The following is a 17,060-nucleotide window of genomic DNA, read 5'->3' as shown; positions in this document are numbered from 1 at the left end:
ACGGAGCAGACGCTATGAGCATTGTGGAAGTTAAAGTCCCGGATATCGGTGATTTCAAGGAAGTTGAAATCATCGAGTTGATGATCAAAGTAGGCGATACCATCAAGGTAGACCAGTCGCTGATTACCGTGGAATCGGACAAGGCCAGCATGGAGATTCCTTCGTCCGCCGCTGGCGTGGTCAAGGAAATCAAGGTCAAGGTCGGCGACAAGGTGGCCGAGGGTTCGCTGCTGCTGTTGGTGGAAGCCGATGGCGCTGCCGCCGCGCCAGCCGCTGCACCTGCTGCCGCTGCCGCACCTGCGCCAGCCGCTGCGGCTCCAGCACCGGCGCCTGCCGCTGCGCCGGCATCCGCAGCTTCGGCCGGCCCGGTCGAAGTCAAGGTTCCGGACATCGGCGACTTCAAGGAAGTTGAAGTCATCGAAGTGATGGTCAAGGTTGGCGACACGATCAAGGTCGATCAATCGCTGCTGACCGTCGAATCGGACAAGGCCAGCATGGAAATCCCTTCGTCGCACGCTGGTGTGGTGAAGGAAGTGAAGATCAAGGTTGGCGACAAGGTTGCGATGGGCACCGTGGTGCTGGTGGTGGACGCTGTGGGTGGCGCTGCCGCTCCTGCTCCTGCCGCCGCCGCGCCGGCTGCTGCCGCACCGGCTCCTGTTGCTGCTCCTGCTGCTGCGCCGGCGCCTGCCGCTGCCGCCGCCGCGACGACCGCTTCGCAAGGCTCGGTCCAAACCGGCAAGCTGGCGCACGCATCGCCGTCGATCCGCAAGTTCGCCCGCGAACTGGGCGTGGACCTCGGCAAAGTGCCAGGCTCCGGTCCTAAAGGCCGCATCACCCAGCTGGACGTGCAGAATTACGTCAAGGGCGTGATGGCCGGTACCACCGCTGCTCCTGCCGGCGCATCGGCGCCAGCCGGTTCCGGCGGCGGCATGAGCGTGCTGCCATGGCCGGTGGTCGACTTCAGCAAATTCGGTCCGACCGAACTGCTGCCGCTGTCGCGCATCAAGAAAATCAGCGGTCCCAACCTGCACCGCAACTGGGTCATGATCCCGCACGTCACGCAGTTCGACGATGCCGACATCACCGACCTGGAAGCGTTCCGCGTCGAGACCAACAACGCCAATGCCAAGAACAAGGACGCGGCCAAGCTGACCATGCTGGCCTTCGTCATCAAGGCATCGGTCGCCGCGCTGAAGAAATTCCCGTCGTTTAACGCGTCGCTGGATGAGAAGGGTGAAAACCTGATCCTCAAGCAGTACTACAACATCGGCTTCGCCGCCGACACGCCGAACGGCCTGGTTGTACCGGTGATCAAAAACGCCGACCAGAAATCGGTCTCGCAGATCGCCCGCGAAATGACCGAGCTGTCGCTGCAAGCGCGCGAAGGCAAGCTGAAACCGACCGACATGCAAGGCGCCAGCTTCACCATCTCGTCGCTGGGCGGCATCGGCGGCACGCACTTCACGCCTATCGTCAACGCGCCGGAAGTGGCGATCCTTGGCCTGTCCAAGGCATCGATCAAGCCGGTGTGGGACGGCAAGGCATTCCAGCCTCGCCTGATGATGGGTACCTCGCTGTCCTACGACCACCGCGTGGTCGACGGCGCGATGGGTGCTCGCTTCTCCGTGTACCTGAGCGAAGTGCTCGGCGACATGCGCAAAATTCTGCTGTAAGGAGCGACTATGAGCACAGAAGTGAAAGTGCCGAACATCGGCGACTTCGCAGAAGTTGAAGTGATCGAGGTGATGGTCAAGGTCGGCGATACGGTCAAGGTCGACCAGTCGCTGATCACCGTTGAATCGGACAAGGCCAGCATGGAAGTCCCATCGTCGCACGCCGGCGTGGTGAAGGAGGTGAAGGTCAAGGTTGGCGACAAGGTCAAGGAAGGCTCGCTGATGCTGGTGGTGGAAGAAGCCGCCGGTTCCGCAGCTGCAGCTCCCGCCGCCGCGCCTGCGCCTGCAGCAGCTGCTCCGGCTCTCGCCGCTGCACCAGCCCCCGCGCCAGCCGCGCCGATCGCCGCGCCAGCCGGTAGCAGCTATGCCGGCCAGGTCGACATCGACTGCGACATGATGGTACTGGGCGGCGGTCCTGGCGGTTACTCCGCCGCGTTCCGCGCAGCGGACCTGGGCCTGAACACGGTCATCGTCGAGCGTTACGAAACGCTGGGCGGCGTGTGCCTGAACGTCGGTTGCATCCCGTCGAAAGCGCTGCTGCACGTGGCATCGGTGATCGACGAAACCGCGCACATGTCCAACACCGGCGTCACCTTCGCCAAGCCGACCATCGACATCGACCAGGTACGCAAGTACAAGGAAGGCGTCATCAAGAACATGACCGGCGGCCTGGCCGGCATGGCCAAGGCACGCAAGACGCAAGTCGTCACCGGCGTCGGCCAGTTCCTGAGCGCGAACCACATCGAAGTCACCGCCGCCGACGGCACCAAGAAAGTGGTGCAGTTCAAGCAGGCCATCATCGCCGCCGGTTCGGCCGTGGTGAAGCTGCCGTTCGTGCCTGAAGATCCGCGCATCGTCGATTCGACCGGCGCGCTGGAACTGCGCCAGATCCCGAAACGCATGCTGGTCATCGGCGGCGGCATCATCGGCCTGGAAATGGCCACCGTGTACTCGACCTTCGGCGCGCGCATCGACGTGGTCGAAATGATGGACGGCTTGATGCAGGGCGCCGACCGCGACGCGGTCAAGGTCTGGCAGAAGTACAACGAGAAGCGCTTCGACAACGTCATGACCAAGACCAAGACGGTCGCGGTTGAAGCGCTGCCGGAAGGGATCAAAGTCACGTTCGAAGCGGCGGAAGCCGGCGCCACCGCGCCAGCGCCGCAGGTCTACGACATGGTGCTGGTCGCAGTCGGCCGCAGCCCGAACGGCAAGAAGATCGCCGCCGACAAGGCTGGCGTGATCGTGACCGATCGCGGCTTCATCCCTGTCGACAGCCAGATGCGTACCAACGTGCCGAACATCTTTGCCATCGGCGACCTGGTGGGGCAGCCTATGCTGGCGCACAAGGCGGTGCACGAAGGCCACGTGGCGGCGGAAGCCGCGGCGGGCCAGAAGTCGCACTTCGACGTGAAGGTGATTCCATCGGTGGCCTACACCGATCCGGAAGTGGCATGGGCCGGCATCACCGAAGACGAAGCGAAAGCCAAGGGCATCAAGGTCGAGAAGGGCCACTTCCCTTGGGCCGCGAGTGGCCGCGCCGTGGCCAACGGCCGCGCCGAAGGCTTCACCAAGCTGCTGTTCGACGCTGAAACGCACCGCATCATCGGCGGCACAATGGTCGGCACGCACGCCGGCGACATGATCGGCGAGATCGCGCTGGCGATTGAGATGGGCTGCGACGGCACCGACATCGGCAAGACGATCCACCCGCACCCAACGCTGGGCGAATCGATCGGCATGGCCGCCGAAGTGTACGAAGGCGTCTGCACCGACTTGCCGCCGCCGCGCAAGCGCTAAGCGACAATTCGCATCATACGAAACCGGGACTTGTTCCCGGTTTTTTTATGGGCGTAGAGTTTGACATCGGTCAATACGGAAATAGGTCACCTGAAAATACTACGCACACTTCACCAGCTGCCGTCGGCATCTCCAACAATATATTGATTCGCGACGCCTCTCTCGGGAGCTGTGCTGCCTTTTGCATCCTCTATTGATTAATTCCCTATACGGCGCATTCCTAATGGATAGGGCAAGTTGTGTTTGAGAAATCCCTGATGAAAGTCAAATTAAAAGAAATCACGGAAACTAACATATCCTTAGTCATAGCGGATGACGTCATGACTAATTTATTTATTAATTATAGGAGCTAAATCATGATTGAACTTAATCTCAATGAAATGGAAGTCGTGACCGGCGGAATTGTGAGCGGAACGTTACGCCAACCCATCGCTAACGCCACCTCGGAATGGGGGCGAATGGTGAATGATGGCGCCGCTATGGTAAATGATTTCGGACATTGGCTGGGCGGTAGTATATACGATTGGACGCATTAATAGTCAATAATCTAAAATGCCGAGCTTTGTCTCGGCATTTTCATTTTTCGAGGTGAATTATGAAGACTAAAGATCTGCTAGGGATACTGTTGTTTTGTCTGGTTATTCGCGGCGCATGCACTTTATTAATTTTGAATAAATATCTTGGTGATGAATTTTATTTGGATCTTATTTTTCAATCAGGAACGGAAATTTTGACTATTGTTTTATGTAAGTTTTTAATAAAAATTAACTGCACTGAAATGAAAAATATAATTGGTGGAGGAATTGGAATTAAGAGAATTGCAGTGGCAATGGCTTCGGGAGCGATTTTGGTTATGTTTACAATGGGCGAAAATGCGGTCGAGGCTATCGTCATTGCACAATTCGATCCACGGATGGCATTCGGTATTTGGAATTTTCAAACGGTAGCCAAGGAGGTCCACCCACTGTTTTCTCTACATGTTATCAGCTTTTTGGCCGTCGCCTGCCTAGTTGCGCCAATATGTGAAGAGCTGTTTTTCAGGGGATTTTTGTTGCGATCATTGCTGCGAAAAAAAAGTCTATGCTCCGCAGTAGTCATAAATTGCGCTATATTCACAGCATTGCACTTTTTATATGAGTATTACATTAGTACTTTTGTATTTTCGTTGTTTATGTGCTTCGCATATTTAATTACCAGGTCAATTTTATTCTGCATTCTGGCACACGCGACATACAATTTTTTTGCATTCTTGCAAAATTATTCATTGAATGCCTATTTTACCAAGTCGATCGATAAGATTGTATCGCCAGTAGCTTGGATTCCGGAGATTTTCTCTTTAGGACTCTCGCTTATGTTTATTTCTTACTTTTTCTTTAAATTTAGAAAAAGTATCAATGGGCTGGATTAGAATATTAACGCATGATTAGCTCGGTGTTTGTATTTATTCGATTCGTGGACAGAGGGTCGACCAGGCTTGCCCTTCTTTTGTGGTTCTCATGGAGCGGGCATCGGAACGTTAAGCCTTGGCGGACGTTGGCCAGGCTTCGGATTTAGCTATTAAATTAACGAGTTGGTTGGACGAAGTGGTTTTGATTAGTATTGCCAAATAATCTTGGAGGATAGAATGGCTTTCTTTGAGGGCGATGAAGGAGCTAGATATTTCAATTGCTTTTATGGGGGAAATGAAGATGGTCTCGTTACAGGTATGTTCTACGAGCTCTCCGGAAAAACAGCGTATTGACTGAGCGTATTCTATAAAGCTATTTCATGTGCTGCAATAATATTATTCATTGTGGAATTGTTTCTGCCGGTGCTTTTAGCTCGGCTTAATGTTGATGAGAGGGATTTTGTTTTTGTAATATTTTTTATATTTGACTCAGCGATAGTCCCGCCATTGGCACTGGCCTTGGTGCGGCAGAGAAAAATATTCCTTGAAAAGAAACGTGTTATATTAGATAAAAAATTATCTGTTGCTGTTTATCTATGTGTGATCTTCCTTCCTGTTAATTGCACGATAGCTATGATTTGGAGGGCTTTTTTCGATACTCCATCACCTTTATTATTTTTTGCCATCATAATGACTGTTTTATCTATGGTTGGCGCAATATTCAGATTGCGTCAGATGAAAAAGATGCCGTCAATTTGAATTTTTCCTAATGGCCAGCCATCGCCTTTGGACAGTAATTTTGATTTTGCAGCGGTGGCTAGTTCACGCCACTTGGCTGGCCGCCGGTTCCGCCTCAGCTTCGCTTCGGTTTTGCGGTAGTCTGATATCCTGATGCACCTTCCCACTTAACAAAACGATCACGCGACTGGCACCGGCAATGGTTTCCGGGCGGTGCGCAATGATTACACGCGTGACGTTCAGGGCCTTCACCGCACGGTTCACTATTTTTTCCTTTTCCACATCCAGATGGCTGGTCGCTTCGTCGAGAAACAAAATCTTGGGGCGTTTGTACAAGGCGCGTGCCAGCAATATGCGCTGTTTCTGCCCGCCGGACAGTACCGTCCCCATATCGCCAACCAGCGTCTGATAACCCATCGGCATAGAGCGTATCTCCGCTGCGATGGACGCCATCTCGGCGCATTGCTCCACCCAGTTCTGATCGGCTTGCGGGTCGAAGAAGTGGATGTTGTCGGCTATTGAACCAGCAAATAGCACGTCATCCTGGAGCACGGTGCCGACCATCGACCGCAAAAAGTCGGTGCCGCAGCGGTTGATGCTGATGCCACCGACGCATACTTCACCTGTCGTCGGTGGCAGTATGCCCAGCAATACATTGATCAGCGTGGTCTTGCCGCAGCCTGATGGGCCGATGATGGCGACCGATTCGCCTGCCTCGATGCTGAAGCTGATATTGTCCAGAATCATAGGCTCCTGATCGGCGTACCGAAAGCTGAGCTGGTTCACAGCGATGCTCGCCGCGAACGTGCCCGTCTCCACGGTGTGGGAGCCGGATGCCGGCTCGGGTTCCGACAGGACGATGTCGGCAAGCCGGGCTCCCTGCAACTGCAGCATCTTTAGCTCATAGAACTTGTCGATCAACGCACCGGCGCGTGTGTCGAATTGATTTTTGTAGGCGATGAACGCCATCAACGCGCCCGCACTGAAACTGCCGTCGAGGACCAGGCGTGCTCCCAGCCAGATAACTAATATGTTCTCAATGCCGAACAGCAGGCCGTTCAACAGCCGATAGGCGAGCTGCAGTTTCTGGGCGCGCAGATCGGCGTTGATTTGTTCCACCAGCAGCGTCAGCCAGCTGCTGCGCCGATGGTCCTGTCGTTGAAAAAGTTTGATGGTCTTGATGCCGCGTATCGTCTCCAGGAAGTGTGTTTGCTGTTTGGCCGCGTGGACGATCTGCTCGTCTGTCGCGTTGCGCAGCGGGCCGTACCACGCCCATCGGCCGAACGCGTACAGCGCCATCGCTCCGAAAGCGAGGCAACCCAATCCGGGACTGTAAAGAAACATCATGCCGAGCGTGACGACGGTCATGGCGCCATCGAGCATCGCCTCCAGGAAGGAGGTTGTTAGAGTATGCTGAATCAGGTCGATCGCGCCGAAGCGCGAGACCACGTCGCCCAAGTGCCGCTTTTCAAAGTACTGCACGGGCAGGCGGGTCAGGTGGGTGAAGACGTTGGCGCGCCATTGCAGATTCAAGGTGGTTCCCATGTGCAGGATCGCCCAGCTGCGAATGGCGGTAACTGACTGTTGCATCAGCATTAGCAATCCAAATCCGATCGCCAGCGTGGTCAGTAGGTCGCGGTCTGCTGCAACTAGTACGTTGTCGATGACCCATTGCAGGAAGAATGGCGATATCAGTCCGAAAATTTCCAGCGCCGCTGCCAGTATCAGGATTTGGCCGAGGGACCTTTGCAATCCGCTGACATGCCCCATCAATTGGCGCAGCCTGATAGCCGGCGCTGGTTTGGCTGGTTTGAAATTTGTTTCGGGCCAGATCTCCAGCGCGACTCCAGTGAATGAATCGGAGACTTCATTCCATGAAAGCGTGCGCGAGCCAACCGCCGGGTCGTGGATGAGCACCGTCTTGGCATTCACCTCCTTGAGCACGACGAAATGGTTGAAATTCCAGTGCAGTACGCAGGGGAGCTTCAATTGGCTTAGATCCTCAAGGTCCAGCTTGAGCGGGCGCGTTCCCAGGTCGAGTTGTTGGGCGATGTGCATGACGTCGCTGAGCGTCGCGCCTTTAAGCGAAATGGGGAAGCGACGGCGCAAGGCCATCAGGTCGGTATGGTGGTGATGAAAGCCGGCCACCATGGCGAGGCAGGCCAGGCCGCATTCGGTCGCCTCCGTTTGCAGGATCATCGGCAGTTTGCGGCCGAAGCCCAAGGAGAGCTCGTTTAAGAAGGACATGTGATTTCCTTTTTTTTTGGCGACTACAGTTTGTCGGTCAAGCTGAACAGCGGCTCCAGTACCCACTCATAGAGCTTGCGTTTCTCTTGCAGAACATCAGCCTCGACCAGCATGCCGGCCTGCAGCGATTGCGGCTTTCCGTAGGCGATCAAGTCCTGGCGTGCCAGTTGGACCGTGATGCGGTAGAGCGGCTCCGAATTGCCGCCTGTGGCGGGCGCGCCGGAAAATTCGTTGGCCGACATGGCCATCCGGGAAATCGATATCACGGTGCCGTGGGCATGGCCGAATTTTTGAAATGGAAAGGCTTGGTATCGTAAAAGAACATGGTCATCCTTGCGGACAAACCCGATGGCTCGGCTGGGGGCGTACAGGTGGGCCTGCAGTTGTGCGCCCTTGGGAATAATGCTGACCACGGGGCGGCCGCCGTCGATGTTTTGCCCGACTTCGGCTGTGACGGCGGTGGCGATACCACCCTCCGGCGCGATCACAGCGATGCGGCGCTTGGCTTCGCTTTCGGTCCATTCCTGCTCTGTGTTCGCCAACTGCCGCTCAATTTGAGCCAGCTGGTTGCGCTGCCTTAGCGGCAGGCTTTCCAAGTCATTGCGGGCGGCTAGCAATTCCCTGCCCAGGCTGATTTCATCGCGCTCCAGCGCTTGCAGCCGCAAGTGCTGGTCCAGCAGCTCCGCTTGTTTTTGCTGCTTGACCTCTTTGGAGACAAACCCTTGTTCGGAGAGCTGCGCTGCGCGCTTGAACGCATCCTCGGCCAGCTCGATGCGGCTGCGTTGGGAGGTCAGTTGATGGCCGACATTTGCCTGCTCCGTCTGCAAGGCCTCGACCTTCTTGCGTAAGGCGGTTTGCTCGTCCTGCTGCACTCGTTGTGTCTGCTCCAGTTCATCGCGCAGCGACCGCTGCCGTCGAGCTACTTGCTCGCTGATGCTCTCCTGGATGTCGCTGCGGTTGCCGGCTTGGCGCTCGCTGGAGACGATGTAGAGCAGATCGCCCTTATGTACGGGCTGTCCTTCGCGTACCAATTTTTGAAGCACTATGCCCGCTTGCGGCGGGTAGACTTTTACGACACCGAGGTCCGACATCAACTGACCGCTGACATTGCTGTGCCTGGTGTAACTACCCAGAAAAAACAGGGCGGCGACCAGCACCGCCATCGCGGCCGCGGTTGCGGTGAGGACGCGAAACGTCAATGGCCGGATCAAGATGATCTCGCCTAACCATTGGACTCGGGATGCGGATAGTGCTTCTTCCCGGAATAGCGACACTCGTTTCATAGCGGCTCCTGCATGTTGGGCGGAATATCTGCCTACATGATGGCCGCTATGCTCCGGGGGCTATTTGTAGAACCTCAAGAAATAGTTGACTGCAGTCACTAATTCGCGATCAGCCGCGCGACTTTCTGCGCCAGGCCAGCAGCATCGCGCCGGCCCCAAACATCAGGTAGGTCGACGGCTCGGGGACCGGCGCGGGAGGCGACAGGGTCAATGTGGTGAAATCGCAATCGACTTCCACCCATTTGTGGTCGGTCGACATGCGCGAGAAGCTGTAGCTGCCGTAGTTGAACTGGTTCAGGCTCAGCTGCCCAGGAATCGCGGCGCTGCTGAAGGCGTTGCCGGTGCTGTCGCCCAGAATGATCAAGTTGGTGAAGATTTCACCCTTGTAGGAGGCGGTGTTGCTCAACCAGAAGCCGTCGCCGTTGTGAAGGACGGTTGCGCTGTCGATCACCTGCACCGTGCTGTTGACCTTCACGCCGTCCGGCACGGTGGTGTGCAGGCCGCTGTTCTGGAAGACCGCGTCGATCGGATTCTTGTAATGGGCCGGGTCCGAATACAGCACCCAGCTGCCTTGCGCCTGCGCGGGGGGCTGGTAGAAAGGGCTTTTCGGTGTGTCGGTGTCGAAGCTGAACGTGCCATGCACCTTTTCACCCACCGTTACCAGCGCGCCCGGACGGGTGCTCGATTGCACATAGACCGGATTGACGTTGTTATCCATCTCCACGATGTGGTCGACGGTGATGGTGAAATCGTAGCTGACGACTTTTGCCTCAGCCGAGCCCAGCAGCGCCAGGCCGCAGGCCAAACCCACAAGTTTCTTCAATTTTGCCTCCTCGTTGAATAGATGCATTTAATTCATGCAAATAAAACAATTATAAGGAGGCGGTGTCAAAAATGAAAGGTTTACCGGGTCAGGCGGTAGAGCAGGATGGCGGTGCGGATGGTGGCCCGTTCGATGGAGGCGATTTCCAGGTCTTCGTCCGGCGAATGCGCGCCGTTGCCGGTGGCGCCCAAGCCATCCAGGCTGTCGAGCAGCGGGGCGACGAACTGCACGTCGCCGGCGCCGCGCTGTCCCGGCGGCAGGGCGGGAATCTCGCCCAGGCCGGCGTCGCTGCTCGCCTGCGAATACGTCTTCAGCACCGCCAGGTTGCCGGCGGTCGGTGACATCGGCGGATACGATTCGTGGAAGCTGATGCTGGCGCTGGTGCCCGGCAGGTTCTGCGCGACGATGGCCTTCATCTTCGCGTGCGCGCGGTCGCGCTGTTCGGAGCTCAGGTAGCGCAGGTCGCCGTGCACGGTGGCGCTGCGCGCGATCACGTTGCCCTTGCCGGCAGCCTGGCCCTTGGTGCCGGCGGCGTCGAGGCTGACGTCGGTGCCGCCCAATATCAGGCCGGGGCTGAAGGTCAGGTCCGGCTCCATCACCTGCTGGCGGAAGCCGTCGACGATGCGCGCCGCTTCATACACCGCGCCATAGCCCGCGCCTTCGGTAAAGATTCCGCTGGAGTGGCCTTGCTTGCCTTTGACTTCCAGGTCCCACGACGCCGAGGCGCGGCGGCCGATGGTGCCGGTGTCCTTGCCGTTCTTGTCGCGCACCGTGGCTTCGAAGGCCAGCGCGATGTCGCTGCGTTTGGCGGCGGCGACCATGTCGGCACGCGAGATCTCGACCGGATGGCCGGCGCTTTCCTCGTCGCCGCTGAACATCACGGTGATGCTGGTGTTATCGAGCGCGCCCACGCGCTGCAAGGCGCGCAGCGCTTCGACGATAATCACGTCGCCGCCCTTCATGTCGTTGACGCCCTGGCCGCGCACGCGCGCGCCGTCGCGCTTCCACAGCTGCACCGGGCTGTCCTTTTCAAACACGGTATCCAGATGACCGATCAGCAGCAGGCGCTTGCCTTGCTTGCCTTCGCGCGTGGCCAGCAGGTGGCCGGCGCGCTGGACGGCGGGCGGCATGTCGATCCAGCGGGTGGTGAAGCCCAGCTGGTCGAACTGTTCGCGAAACAGCTTGCCGACTTCGCGCACACCCTCGTGGTTCATGGTGCCGCTGTTGATGTTGACCGAGCGCTCCAGCAGCTGCAAGCCTTGCTCCGAATGGGCCTTGACTTCGTCGACGATTTTCTGCTCGACCGGCGACAGCGCGGCGGCGCCTGCGCTGCTCATCGCCATCACCAGTGCTGCGAACGCGAACGGTTTCAATGCCATGTGGACTCCGGTGGTTGATCAGCCTTGCGCCGACGCCGGCAGTCCGAAGATGCGGTCGAAGGCGAGGCTGAAGAGAAAGGTATAAAACATAAAGAATAACACCAGCCCCAAGTCCAGCACAAAGGCTTCCCACAGCGAGATGTCCAGCCACCAGGCGAACAGCGGCACCAGGATCACGACCAGGCCACCTTCGAAGCCCAGCGCGTGCGCGGCGCGGCGCAGCCAGCTGCGGCCACGCTTGGCCTGGCGCGCTTCCCACGCTTCGAACATGCTGTTGTAGACGAAGTTCCACACCACGGCCACCAGCGACGAGGCGACCGCCGCGACGCTGGCGTGGCCGGCGTCGTAGCCCATCAACAGCACCAGCACGCTGCTGGTCAAACCCACGGCGATCAATTCGAACAGCGATACGTAGACGATTTTGCGTTTCAATCCTTGCATGAAGTTTCCTCCTCAATACGATACGCCCATGGTAATAGCGATTTTCTGATTGAAAAAGTCGACAGCTATCAGTTTTTCTGACAGCATGAGGCTATGGCCTTCTCCAGCGATAACATCGCCATCTTTCTCGCCGTGCTCGATCACGGTTCCTTTTCCGCAGCGGCGCGGGCGCTGGGGCGGGTGCCGTCGGCCGTCAGCATGGCGATCGCTAACCTGGAGGCGGAACTCGATCTGCAGCTGTTCGACCGTACCTCGCGCGAGGTGCGGCCCACCGAGTCGGCACGCGCGCTGGAGGCGGAGGCGCGGCAGATGGCGGGCCAGTTGCGCCGCCTGCAGGCGCACGCGCTGTCGCTGCACCAGGGACTGGAGCGGCGCCTGACGCTGGCGATCGCGCCCGAGCTGCTGTCGGCGCCGTGGAGCGATCCGCTGGCGCGGCTGGCGGAGGAGTTCCCGTCGCTGGAGGTGGACGTGGTGTCGGCGCCGCAGAACGATGCGCTGCGCATGCTGCACGAGGGCTCGGCGCAGCTGGCGCTGATCTACGAGCGGCCGCAGATCGACCAGCGCGAGAGCTTCCAGGAACTGGGCAGCGAGGTGATGGTGGCGGTGATCTCGCCGCGGCATCCGCTGGCGCGCGAGTGCAACGGGCAGTTCCGGCTGGAGGAGCTGGTCGACATGCGGCAGGTGGCCATCGCCGGCCGCGACGCGGGGATAGAGGACGAGCGGGTGCTCATCTCGCGCAAGCTGTGGCGCACCGACAGCCATCTGGCGACACTGAGCCTGGTGCGCGCCGGCGTGGGCTGGGCGTATCTGCCGCACCGGCTGGCCGTGCCGCTGCTCGATTCGGGCGAGCTGCTGGGCATAGGCTTCGCGCACATGAGCAACCAGCTGCGCCTGTGGGTGGACGTGGTGTGGCTCAACGACCGTCCGCTGGGCCTGGGCGCGCAGCGGTTGATCGCGCTGATGAAGGATATCGCCGGGTTGGAGGCGCGGCCGGCGGCGGTGACTTAATGCGGGCTTAATGAGGGCCAAATCCGGCAGGCGCGGCGCGTGGGAAGCTGGTATATTCGCTCTGCAGATTTTTTCATAAAGGATAACCATGCTTCGCCTGAAACTCGTTGTCGCAGCCACCGCCTTGTTGGCCGGCGCCGCTTTCGCATCGCCCACCGCGCCCAAGAACGGCGCCGAGTACACCACCCTGAAGACGCCGCAGCCGGTGCAGGCCGAGGGCAAGAAGGTCGAGGTGATCGAGTTCTTCATGTACCACTGCCCGGCGTGCTACGCGCTGGAGCCGGCGATGCTGGCGTGGGTGAAGAAGCAGGGCGACGGCATCGTGTTCCGCCGCATCCACCTGCCGCTGACCGGCGAGAACGATCCGGAAGCGCATATGTTCCTGACGCTGGAGGCGTTGAAGCTGGAAGAGTCGTTGCACGCCAAGCTGCTGACCACCTGGCACGTGGAGCGCCGCCGCCTGAAGAGCGATGCGGACAATATCGACTGGGCCGTGAAGAACGGCGTCGACAAGGACAAATACGTGGCCGCGTATAACTCGTTCTCGGTCATCGCCAAGTTGAAGAGCGCGGGCCGCGTGGCCGGCACGTATGAAGTCAACAGCACGCCGACGCTGATCGTCAACGGCCGCTACCTGACCAATCCTTCGATGGTGGACGCCAGCAATCCCGGCATCCCGCGCCCGCAGCTGGACCAGGCCACCTTGCAGGTGCTGGACGCGCTGGTGGCGATGTCGCGCAAATAAGGTGGCTGCGAGCGCCGAGTTTGTAGGCTGGATGCGCGAGCAATTCGCGCCGCTCGGCGCTGTGGTGTCGGACGCCGCTTTCTTCGGCGGCCGCGCCTTCAAGTATCACGGCCGGCAGTTCGCGTGGGTGATCGGCAGCACGCTGTACCTGCGCGTCGGCGACGCCACCCGCGCCGAGTTCGAGGCCGCAGGCGCGGCGCCTTTTTCCTACGAGACGAAGAAGGGCACGGTGCTGGTCACGAAGTACTACACGGCGCCCGAGTTCCTGCTGGACGATCCCGAGCAGATGCTGGCCTGGGCGCGCAAGGCGATCAACGCGGCTGGGTAAGGCCGCGTCAACGTCACGGATGCGCGGCCAGGAAGGCCAGCATGTGCTGGTTGAAGATGGCCGTCTGCTCCATCTGCGGCAGGTGGCCGGACTGGTCGATCTCGACGTAGGCGAGGGCGGGCATCGCGCGCCGGATGTGGGCCGACTGCGCCACCGGCAGCGTCGGATCCTGCTTGCCCCAGATGAGCTGCACCGGCAGGCCCGCCTTGGCGATGGTCGTGTACATCGCGTCGAAATCCACCTCCGTCATCTGCATCCGCGACCGGTACAACGCGCGGCCGAAGCCGCGATACGCCATCTGCGGGCGATAGCGGTCGGCCCAGCCGGGGAACTGTTCGGGATGCAGGAAGTCGCCGGCCTGGTTGTCGGCCATGCCGGGCACCGCGCCAACCTGGAACAGGTAGGGGCCCAGCAACGGCGCCCGCAGTTGCCAGGGAATGGTCGGCCGCGTATTCGATGGATCGACCAGCGTCAAGGTGCGAACGCGCTGCGGATGCGTCGATGCGTAGTGCGCCGTGACATAGCCGCCGAACGACAGGCCGAACAAATCCACCGGCCCGTTCGCTTGCAGCGCCTTGAGCAGGTCGTCGATCTGGCGATCGTAGAAGGCGCCGTCGTAGGCGGCGTCGGGACGGTCGGACAGGCCGCGTCCGAACAGGTCGTAGCGGATCACGCGGTAGCCCGCGTCGGCAAGTGCCTTGAAGGTCGGGTCCCAGATGTAGGACGGCACCGAGAAGCCGTGCACCAGCAAGGCCACGCGGCCATTGGCCGGGCCGGCCGCTTCGTAATGGGTGACGCCGTCGCTCAACGCCACGAAGGCGCCTGGCGCGCCCGCGCTGTTGCGGGCCTGGTCGTCCAGTATGGATTTTTCAGGATTGACGTAACGCTGGTAGCCGGCGGCGGCGCCACCGGCCAGCACGACTACGATCAGTATCCACCGCAGTGCTTTCGTCATACGCGGCGCGGCGACTCAGTTGACGGTGAAGCGGGTCGGGATTTCGATGCCGCCGTTGCGCGCGGCTTCCGCGTAGGCTTGCAGTTCCTCGATGACGGCGTCGAGCTGCTCCTGGCCGGGGTTGGCCTGGAAGTTCTTGATGCGCTCATTCATGAGCGTTACCTGCCTGCTCCAGTCCAGTCTATTCGATTTGCTCATGTGTGCTCCGTGGCTAAAAATCCAGTATAGAGCAAACGACAAAAATGCACAGCGTCTAACGCAGCACGGCGCGATAGAACAGGTCCAGCCCCTGCTGCGCGCGGGCGCGCAGTTCGTCCACCGATGGCGGCTGGTCGGTCGGGAACAGCATGCGGACCATGGTGTCGCCCATGATGCAGGCGATCAGGTGCACCGCCAGTGTTTCGACCGGCACTTCCGGACGCAGTTGCTCGCGGATGTCGGCACGGCTGAAAAAGCGCGTCAGTTCCTCGCGGGTGCGCAGCGGGCCGGCCTGGTAGAAGGTGTCCGCCAGCTCCGGCGTGGTGCGGGCCTCGGCCACCACCATGCGGTGCAGGCTGACGAAGGCGGGCACCGTCACCAGTTCCAGGAAGCGCAGCGCGAAGTCGTCCATCACTTCGCGGAACGGTCGCGGGTCCGACTGCAGGTCGGTCATGCCGGCGAAGAAGCGCGCGCGGCCGTTGGTGATGACCGCGCTCAGCAGCCCGGCCTTGCCGCCGAATTTGACATAGATCGTACGCACCGCCACATGGGCTTCGCGCGCGATCATTTCCAGGCTGACCTTGCTATAGCCTTTTTCCAGGAACAGGGAGGCGGCCGTGTGCAGCAGCGATTGCAGGCGGGCTTCCTTGTCGGCCGCGCGCGGACGCCCGGCCGCCTTGCCGAAGCAGGGGGAGTCGGGCGAATCGTTGGCGGCGCCCTCGGGGCAATCCGGGTCGTCCAGGGCGGCGGCGTTGGCGGTGATTTTCATGGGATGACATGGTAATGGATGCATACATCGTAGTCCAAAATAAAATGAAATGCAATCGTTTCATTTCTTGACTTTGCTCACATTCGGGCTAATAATGCACTTCTCCCATTTCATTTATTTGGAGCTGCACATGTCCACTCAGCACAACCAAGAACAAAAAGTGCTCAGCGCCGTCCCCGCTGGCCAGCCGGCGGCGCCAGCCGCGCCGGCCGCTCCAGCCGCGCCGGCAAAGTCCAACCGCCGCGTGGTGGTGATCGCCGCCGTTGTCGCCCTGGCCGCGCTGGCCGCCGGCGGCCGCATGTGGTATCGCAGCCATTATTTCGTCGAGACGGAAAACGCCTATGTGGCCGGCCACGTGCATCCGGTGTCGGCGCGCATCGCCGGCGTGGTCACCAAGGTGATGATCGACGATAACCAGATCGTCAAGGAAGGCGATGTCATCGCCGAACTCGATCCGTTCGACCAGCACGTGAAGGTCGAGCAGATCCAGGCGCAGATCGCCACCGCCGAACAGCAGGTCGCGCAGTCGGACGCGCAGATCGCCCAGGTCCAGGCCCAGGCCAGCGCCGCCGCCGCCCAGGTGGCGCAGTCGGAAGCGCAACTGGTGCGCGCCAAGCAGGACGCCGAGCGTTACGGCCAGCTGTACAACAGCCAGATGAAGGCCGTCTCGAAAGCGGAGCTGGACACCGCCGTCGCCGGCCGCGCCAGCGCCGTGGCCGACCTGGCCGCGCGCAAGGACAGCGCCACCGCCGCCAAGGCGCAGATCACCGCCGCTCAATCGGCGCGCGACGTGCTCAAGGCGCAAGTGACCGTGCTGCGCGTGCAGCTCAAGGACGCCGAGCAGCAGCTGGCCTACAACCGCATCCTGGCGCCGGTCGGCGGCCGGATCGGCAAGCGCACCATCGAAGTGGGCCAGCGCGTGACGGCCGGCCAGCAGCTGACCGCCATCGTGCAGGAAAACGTCTGGCTGACCGCCAACTTCAAGGAAACCCAATTGGCCGACCTGAAGCCGGGCCAGGAAGTCAAAGTGTCGATCGACGCGATTCCGGGCCGTGAGCTGATCGGCAAAGTGGACAGCTTCGCGCCGGCCTCCGGCGCCCAGTTTGCGCTGCTGCCGGCCGATAACGCCACCGGTAACTTCACCAAGATCGTCCAGCGCGTGCCGGTCAAGATCACCTTCAAGCCGGAAGACGTCAAGGCCCTGAGCGGCCGCCTGGTGCCGGGCATGTCGGCGATCGCCGAAGTGGCAGTGAACCAATCCGACGCCAAAGCCGCGCACTAAGGAG

Annotated in this window: 17 protein-coding genes; 9 read left to right on the top strand and 8 right to left on the bottom strand. The window is 60.0% G+C overall.

Features of this window, described 5'->3' with window-relative positions; all coding sequences use genetic code 11:
* Window positions 1–14 precede the first annotated feature (14 nt).
* The 5 genes from aceF (at window position 15) to HUX88_RS24045 (ending at window position 5,619) form a co-directional block, all read left to right on the top strand.
* Window positions 15–1,673 carry a dihydrolipoyllysine-residue acetyltransferase gene (gene aceF, locus HUX88_RS24065; protein WP_117011771.1) on the top strand — a complete coding sequence of 553 codons (1,659 nt, stop codon included), beginning with the start codon at window positions 15–17 and terminating at the stop codon, window positions 1,671–1,673.
* A gap of 9 nt (window positions 1,674–1,682) precedes the next feature.
* The gene (gene lpdA / locus HUX88_RS24060; RefSeq protein WP_176363403.1) at window positions 1,683–3,473 is read left to right on the top strand and encodes a dihydrolipoyl dehydrogenase; all 1,791 of its coding nucleotides are present in this window, start codon (window positions 1,683–1,685) and stop codon (window positions 3,471–3,473) included.
* A gap of 356 nt (window positions 3,474–3,829) precedes the next feature.
* On the top strand, window positions 3,830–4,009 hold the full coding sequence (locus tag HUX88_RS24055) for a hypothetical protein (protein ID WP_176363402.1): 180 nt from the start codon (window positions 3,830–3,832) through the stop codon (window positions 4,007–4,009).
* Window positions 4,010–4,068: 59 nt separating this feature from the next.
* Window positions 4,069–4,881, top strand: coding sequence for a CPBP family intramembrane glutamic endopeptidase (locus HUX88_RS24050; protein WP_176363401.1), 813 nt, complete (start codon window positions 4,069–4,071; stop codon window positions 4,879–4,881).
* A gap of 384 nt (window positions 4,882–5,265) precedes the next feature.
* Window positions 5,266–5,619: a hypothetical protein gene (locus HUX88_RS24045; RefSeq protein ID WP_176363400.1), complete on the top strand. Its 354-nt coding sequence runs from the start codon at window positions 5,266–5,268 to the stop codon at window positions 5,617–5,619.
* A 63-nt stretch (window positions 5,620–5,682) separates the two neighbouring features.
* On the opposite strand, the gene HUX88_RS24040 is transcribed toward HUX88_RS24045, so the two are convergent.
* The 5 genes from HUX88_RS24040 to HUX88_RS24020 all read right to left on the bottom strand — a co-directional run bounded on the left by HUX88_RS24040 (window position 5,683) and on the right by HUX88_RS24020 (window position 11,771).
* On the bottom strand, window positions 5,683–7,845 hold the full coding sequence (locus HUX88_RS24040; protein WP_176363399.1) for a peptidase domain-containing ABC transporter: 2,163 nt from the start codon (window positions 7,843–7,845) through the stop codon (window positions 5,683–5,685).
* Between the two features lie 23 nt (window positions 7,846–7,868).
* Window positions 7,869–9,128 (bottom strand): HlyD family secretion protein, encoded by a 1,260-nt coding sequence (locus HUX88_RS24035; RefSeq protein WP_176363398.1) that lies wholly within the window; start codon window positions 9,126–9,128, stop codon window positions 7,869–7,871.
* Between the two features lie 109 nt (window positions 9,129–9,237).
* Window positions 9,238–9,951, bottom strand: a complete 714-nt coding sequence (locus tag HUX88_RS24030) for a PEP-CTERM sorting domain-containing protein (protein ID WP_176363397.1) — start codon at window positions 9,949–9,951, stop codon at window positions 9,238–9,240.
* A gap of 80 nt (window positions 9,952–10,031) precedes the next feature.
* Window positions 10,032–11,330: a M20/M25/M40 family metallo-hydrolase gene (locus HUX88_RS24025; protein ID WP_176363396.1), complete on the bottom strand. Its 1,299-nt coding sequence runs from the start codon at window positions 11,328–11,330 to the stop codon at window positions 10,032–10,034.
* An 18-nt stretch (window positions 11,331–11,348) separates the two neighbouring features.
* On the bottom strand, window positions 11,349–11,771 hold the full coding sequence (locus HUX88_RS24020) for a PACE efflux transporter (protein ID WP_176363395.1): 423 nt from the start codon (window positions 11,769–11,771) through the stop codon (window positions 11,349–11,351).
* 93 nt (window positions 11,772–11,864) lie between these two features.
* Between HUX88_RS24020 and HUX88_RS24015 the strand changes: the two genes are divergently transcribed.
* The 3 genes from HUX88_RS24015 to HUX88_RS24005 all read left to right on the top strand — a co-directional run bounded on the left by HUX88_RS24015 (window position 11,865) and on the right by HUX88_RS24005 (window position 13,852).
* Complete coding sequence (locus HUX88_RS24015; RefSeq protein WP_117011763.1) at window positions 11,865–12,779, top strand: LysR family transcriptional regulator; 915 nt, start codon at window positions 11,865–11,867, stop codon at window positions 12,777–12,779.
* 88 nt (window positions 12,780–12,867) lie between these two features.
* Entirely contained in the window at window positions 12,868–13,524 is a 657-nt protein-coding gene (locus HUX88_RS24010; protein WP_117011762.1) for a thiol:disulfide interchange protein DsbA/DsbL, read from the top strand.
* Window positions 13,525–13,555: 31 nt separating this feature from the next.
* Entirely contained in the window at window positions 13,556–13,852 is a 297-nt protein-coding gene (locus HUX88_RS24005) for a TfoX/Sxy family protein (RefSeq protein ID WP_117011761.1), read from the top strand.
* Between the two features lie 13 nt (window positions 13,853–13,865).
* Here the strand turns inward: HUX88_RS24005 and HUX88_RS24000 are convergent, their stop codons facing one another.
* From HUX88_RS24000 to HUX88_RS23990, 3 genes are read right to left on the bottom strand one after another with little or no spacing between them, the layout of a single operon-like run.
* A complete protein-coding gene (locus HUX88_RS24000) occupies window positions 13,866–14,807 on the bottom strand; it encodes an alpha/beta fold hydrolase (protein WP_176363394.1) in 942 nt (313 codons plus the stop codon).
* A gap of 15 nt (window positions 14,808–14,822) precedes the next feature.
* Window positions 14,823–15,005 carry a hypothetical protein gene (locus HUX88_RS23995; RefSeq protein WP_158568743.1) on the bottom strand — a complete coding sequence of 61 codons (183 nt, stop codon included), beginning with the start codon at window positions 15,003–15,005 and terminating at the stop codon, window positions 14,823–14,825.
* 55 nt (window positions 15,006–15,060) lie between these two features.
* Window positions 15,061–15,774, bottom strand: a complete 714-nt coding sequence (locus HUX88_RS23990; RefSeq protein ID WP_176363393.1) for a TetR/AcrR family transcriptional regulator — start codon at window positions 15,772–15,774, stop codon at window positions 15,061–15,063.
* Between the two features lie 130 nt (window positions 15,775–15,904).
* Between HUX88_RS23990 and HUX88_RS23985 the strand changes: the two genes are divergently transcribed.
* Window positions 15,905–17,056, top strand: a complete 1,152-nt coding sequence (locus HUX88_RS23985; RefSeq protein WP_117012128.1) for an HlyD family secretion protein — start codon at window positions 15,905–15,907, stop codon at window positions 17,054–17,056.
* The last annotated feature ends 4 nt before the right edge of the window (window positions 17,057–17,060 follow it).

It is taken from the genome of Duganella sp. BJB1802, assembly GCF_013369445.1.
Classification (GTDB): Bacteria; Pseudomonadota; Gammaproteobacteria; order Burkholderiales; family Burkholderiaceae_D; genus Rugamonas; species Rugamonas vulcania_A.
Note: the sequence above shows the minus strand (reverse complement) of the source record. Positions and strands in the feature narration are given on the sequence as shown.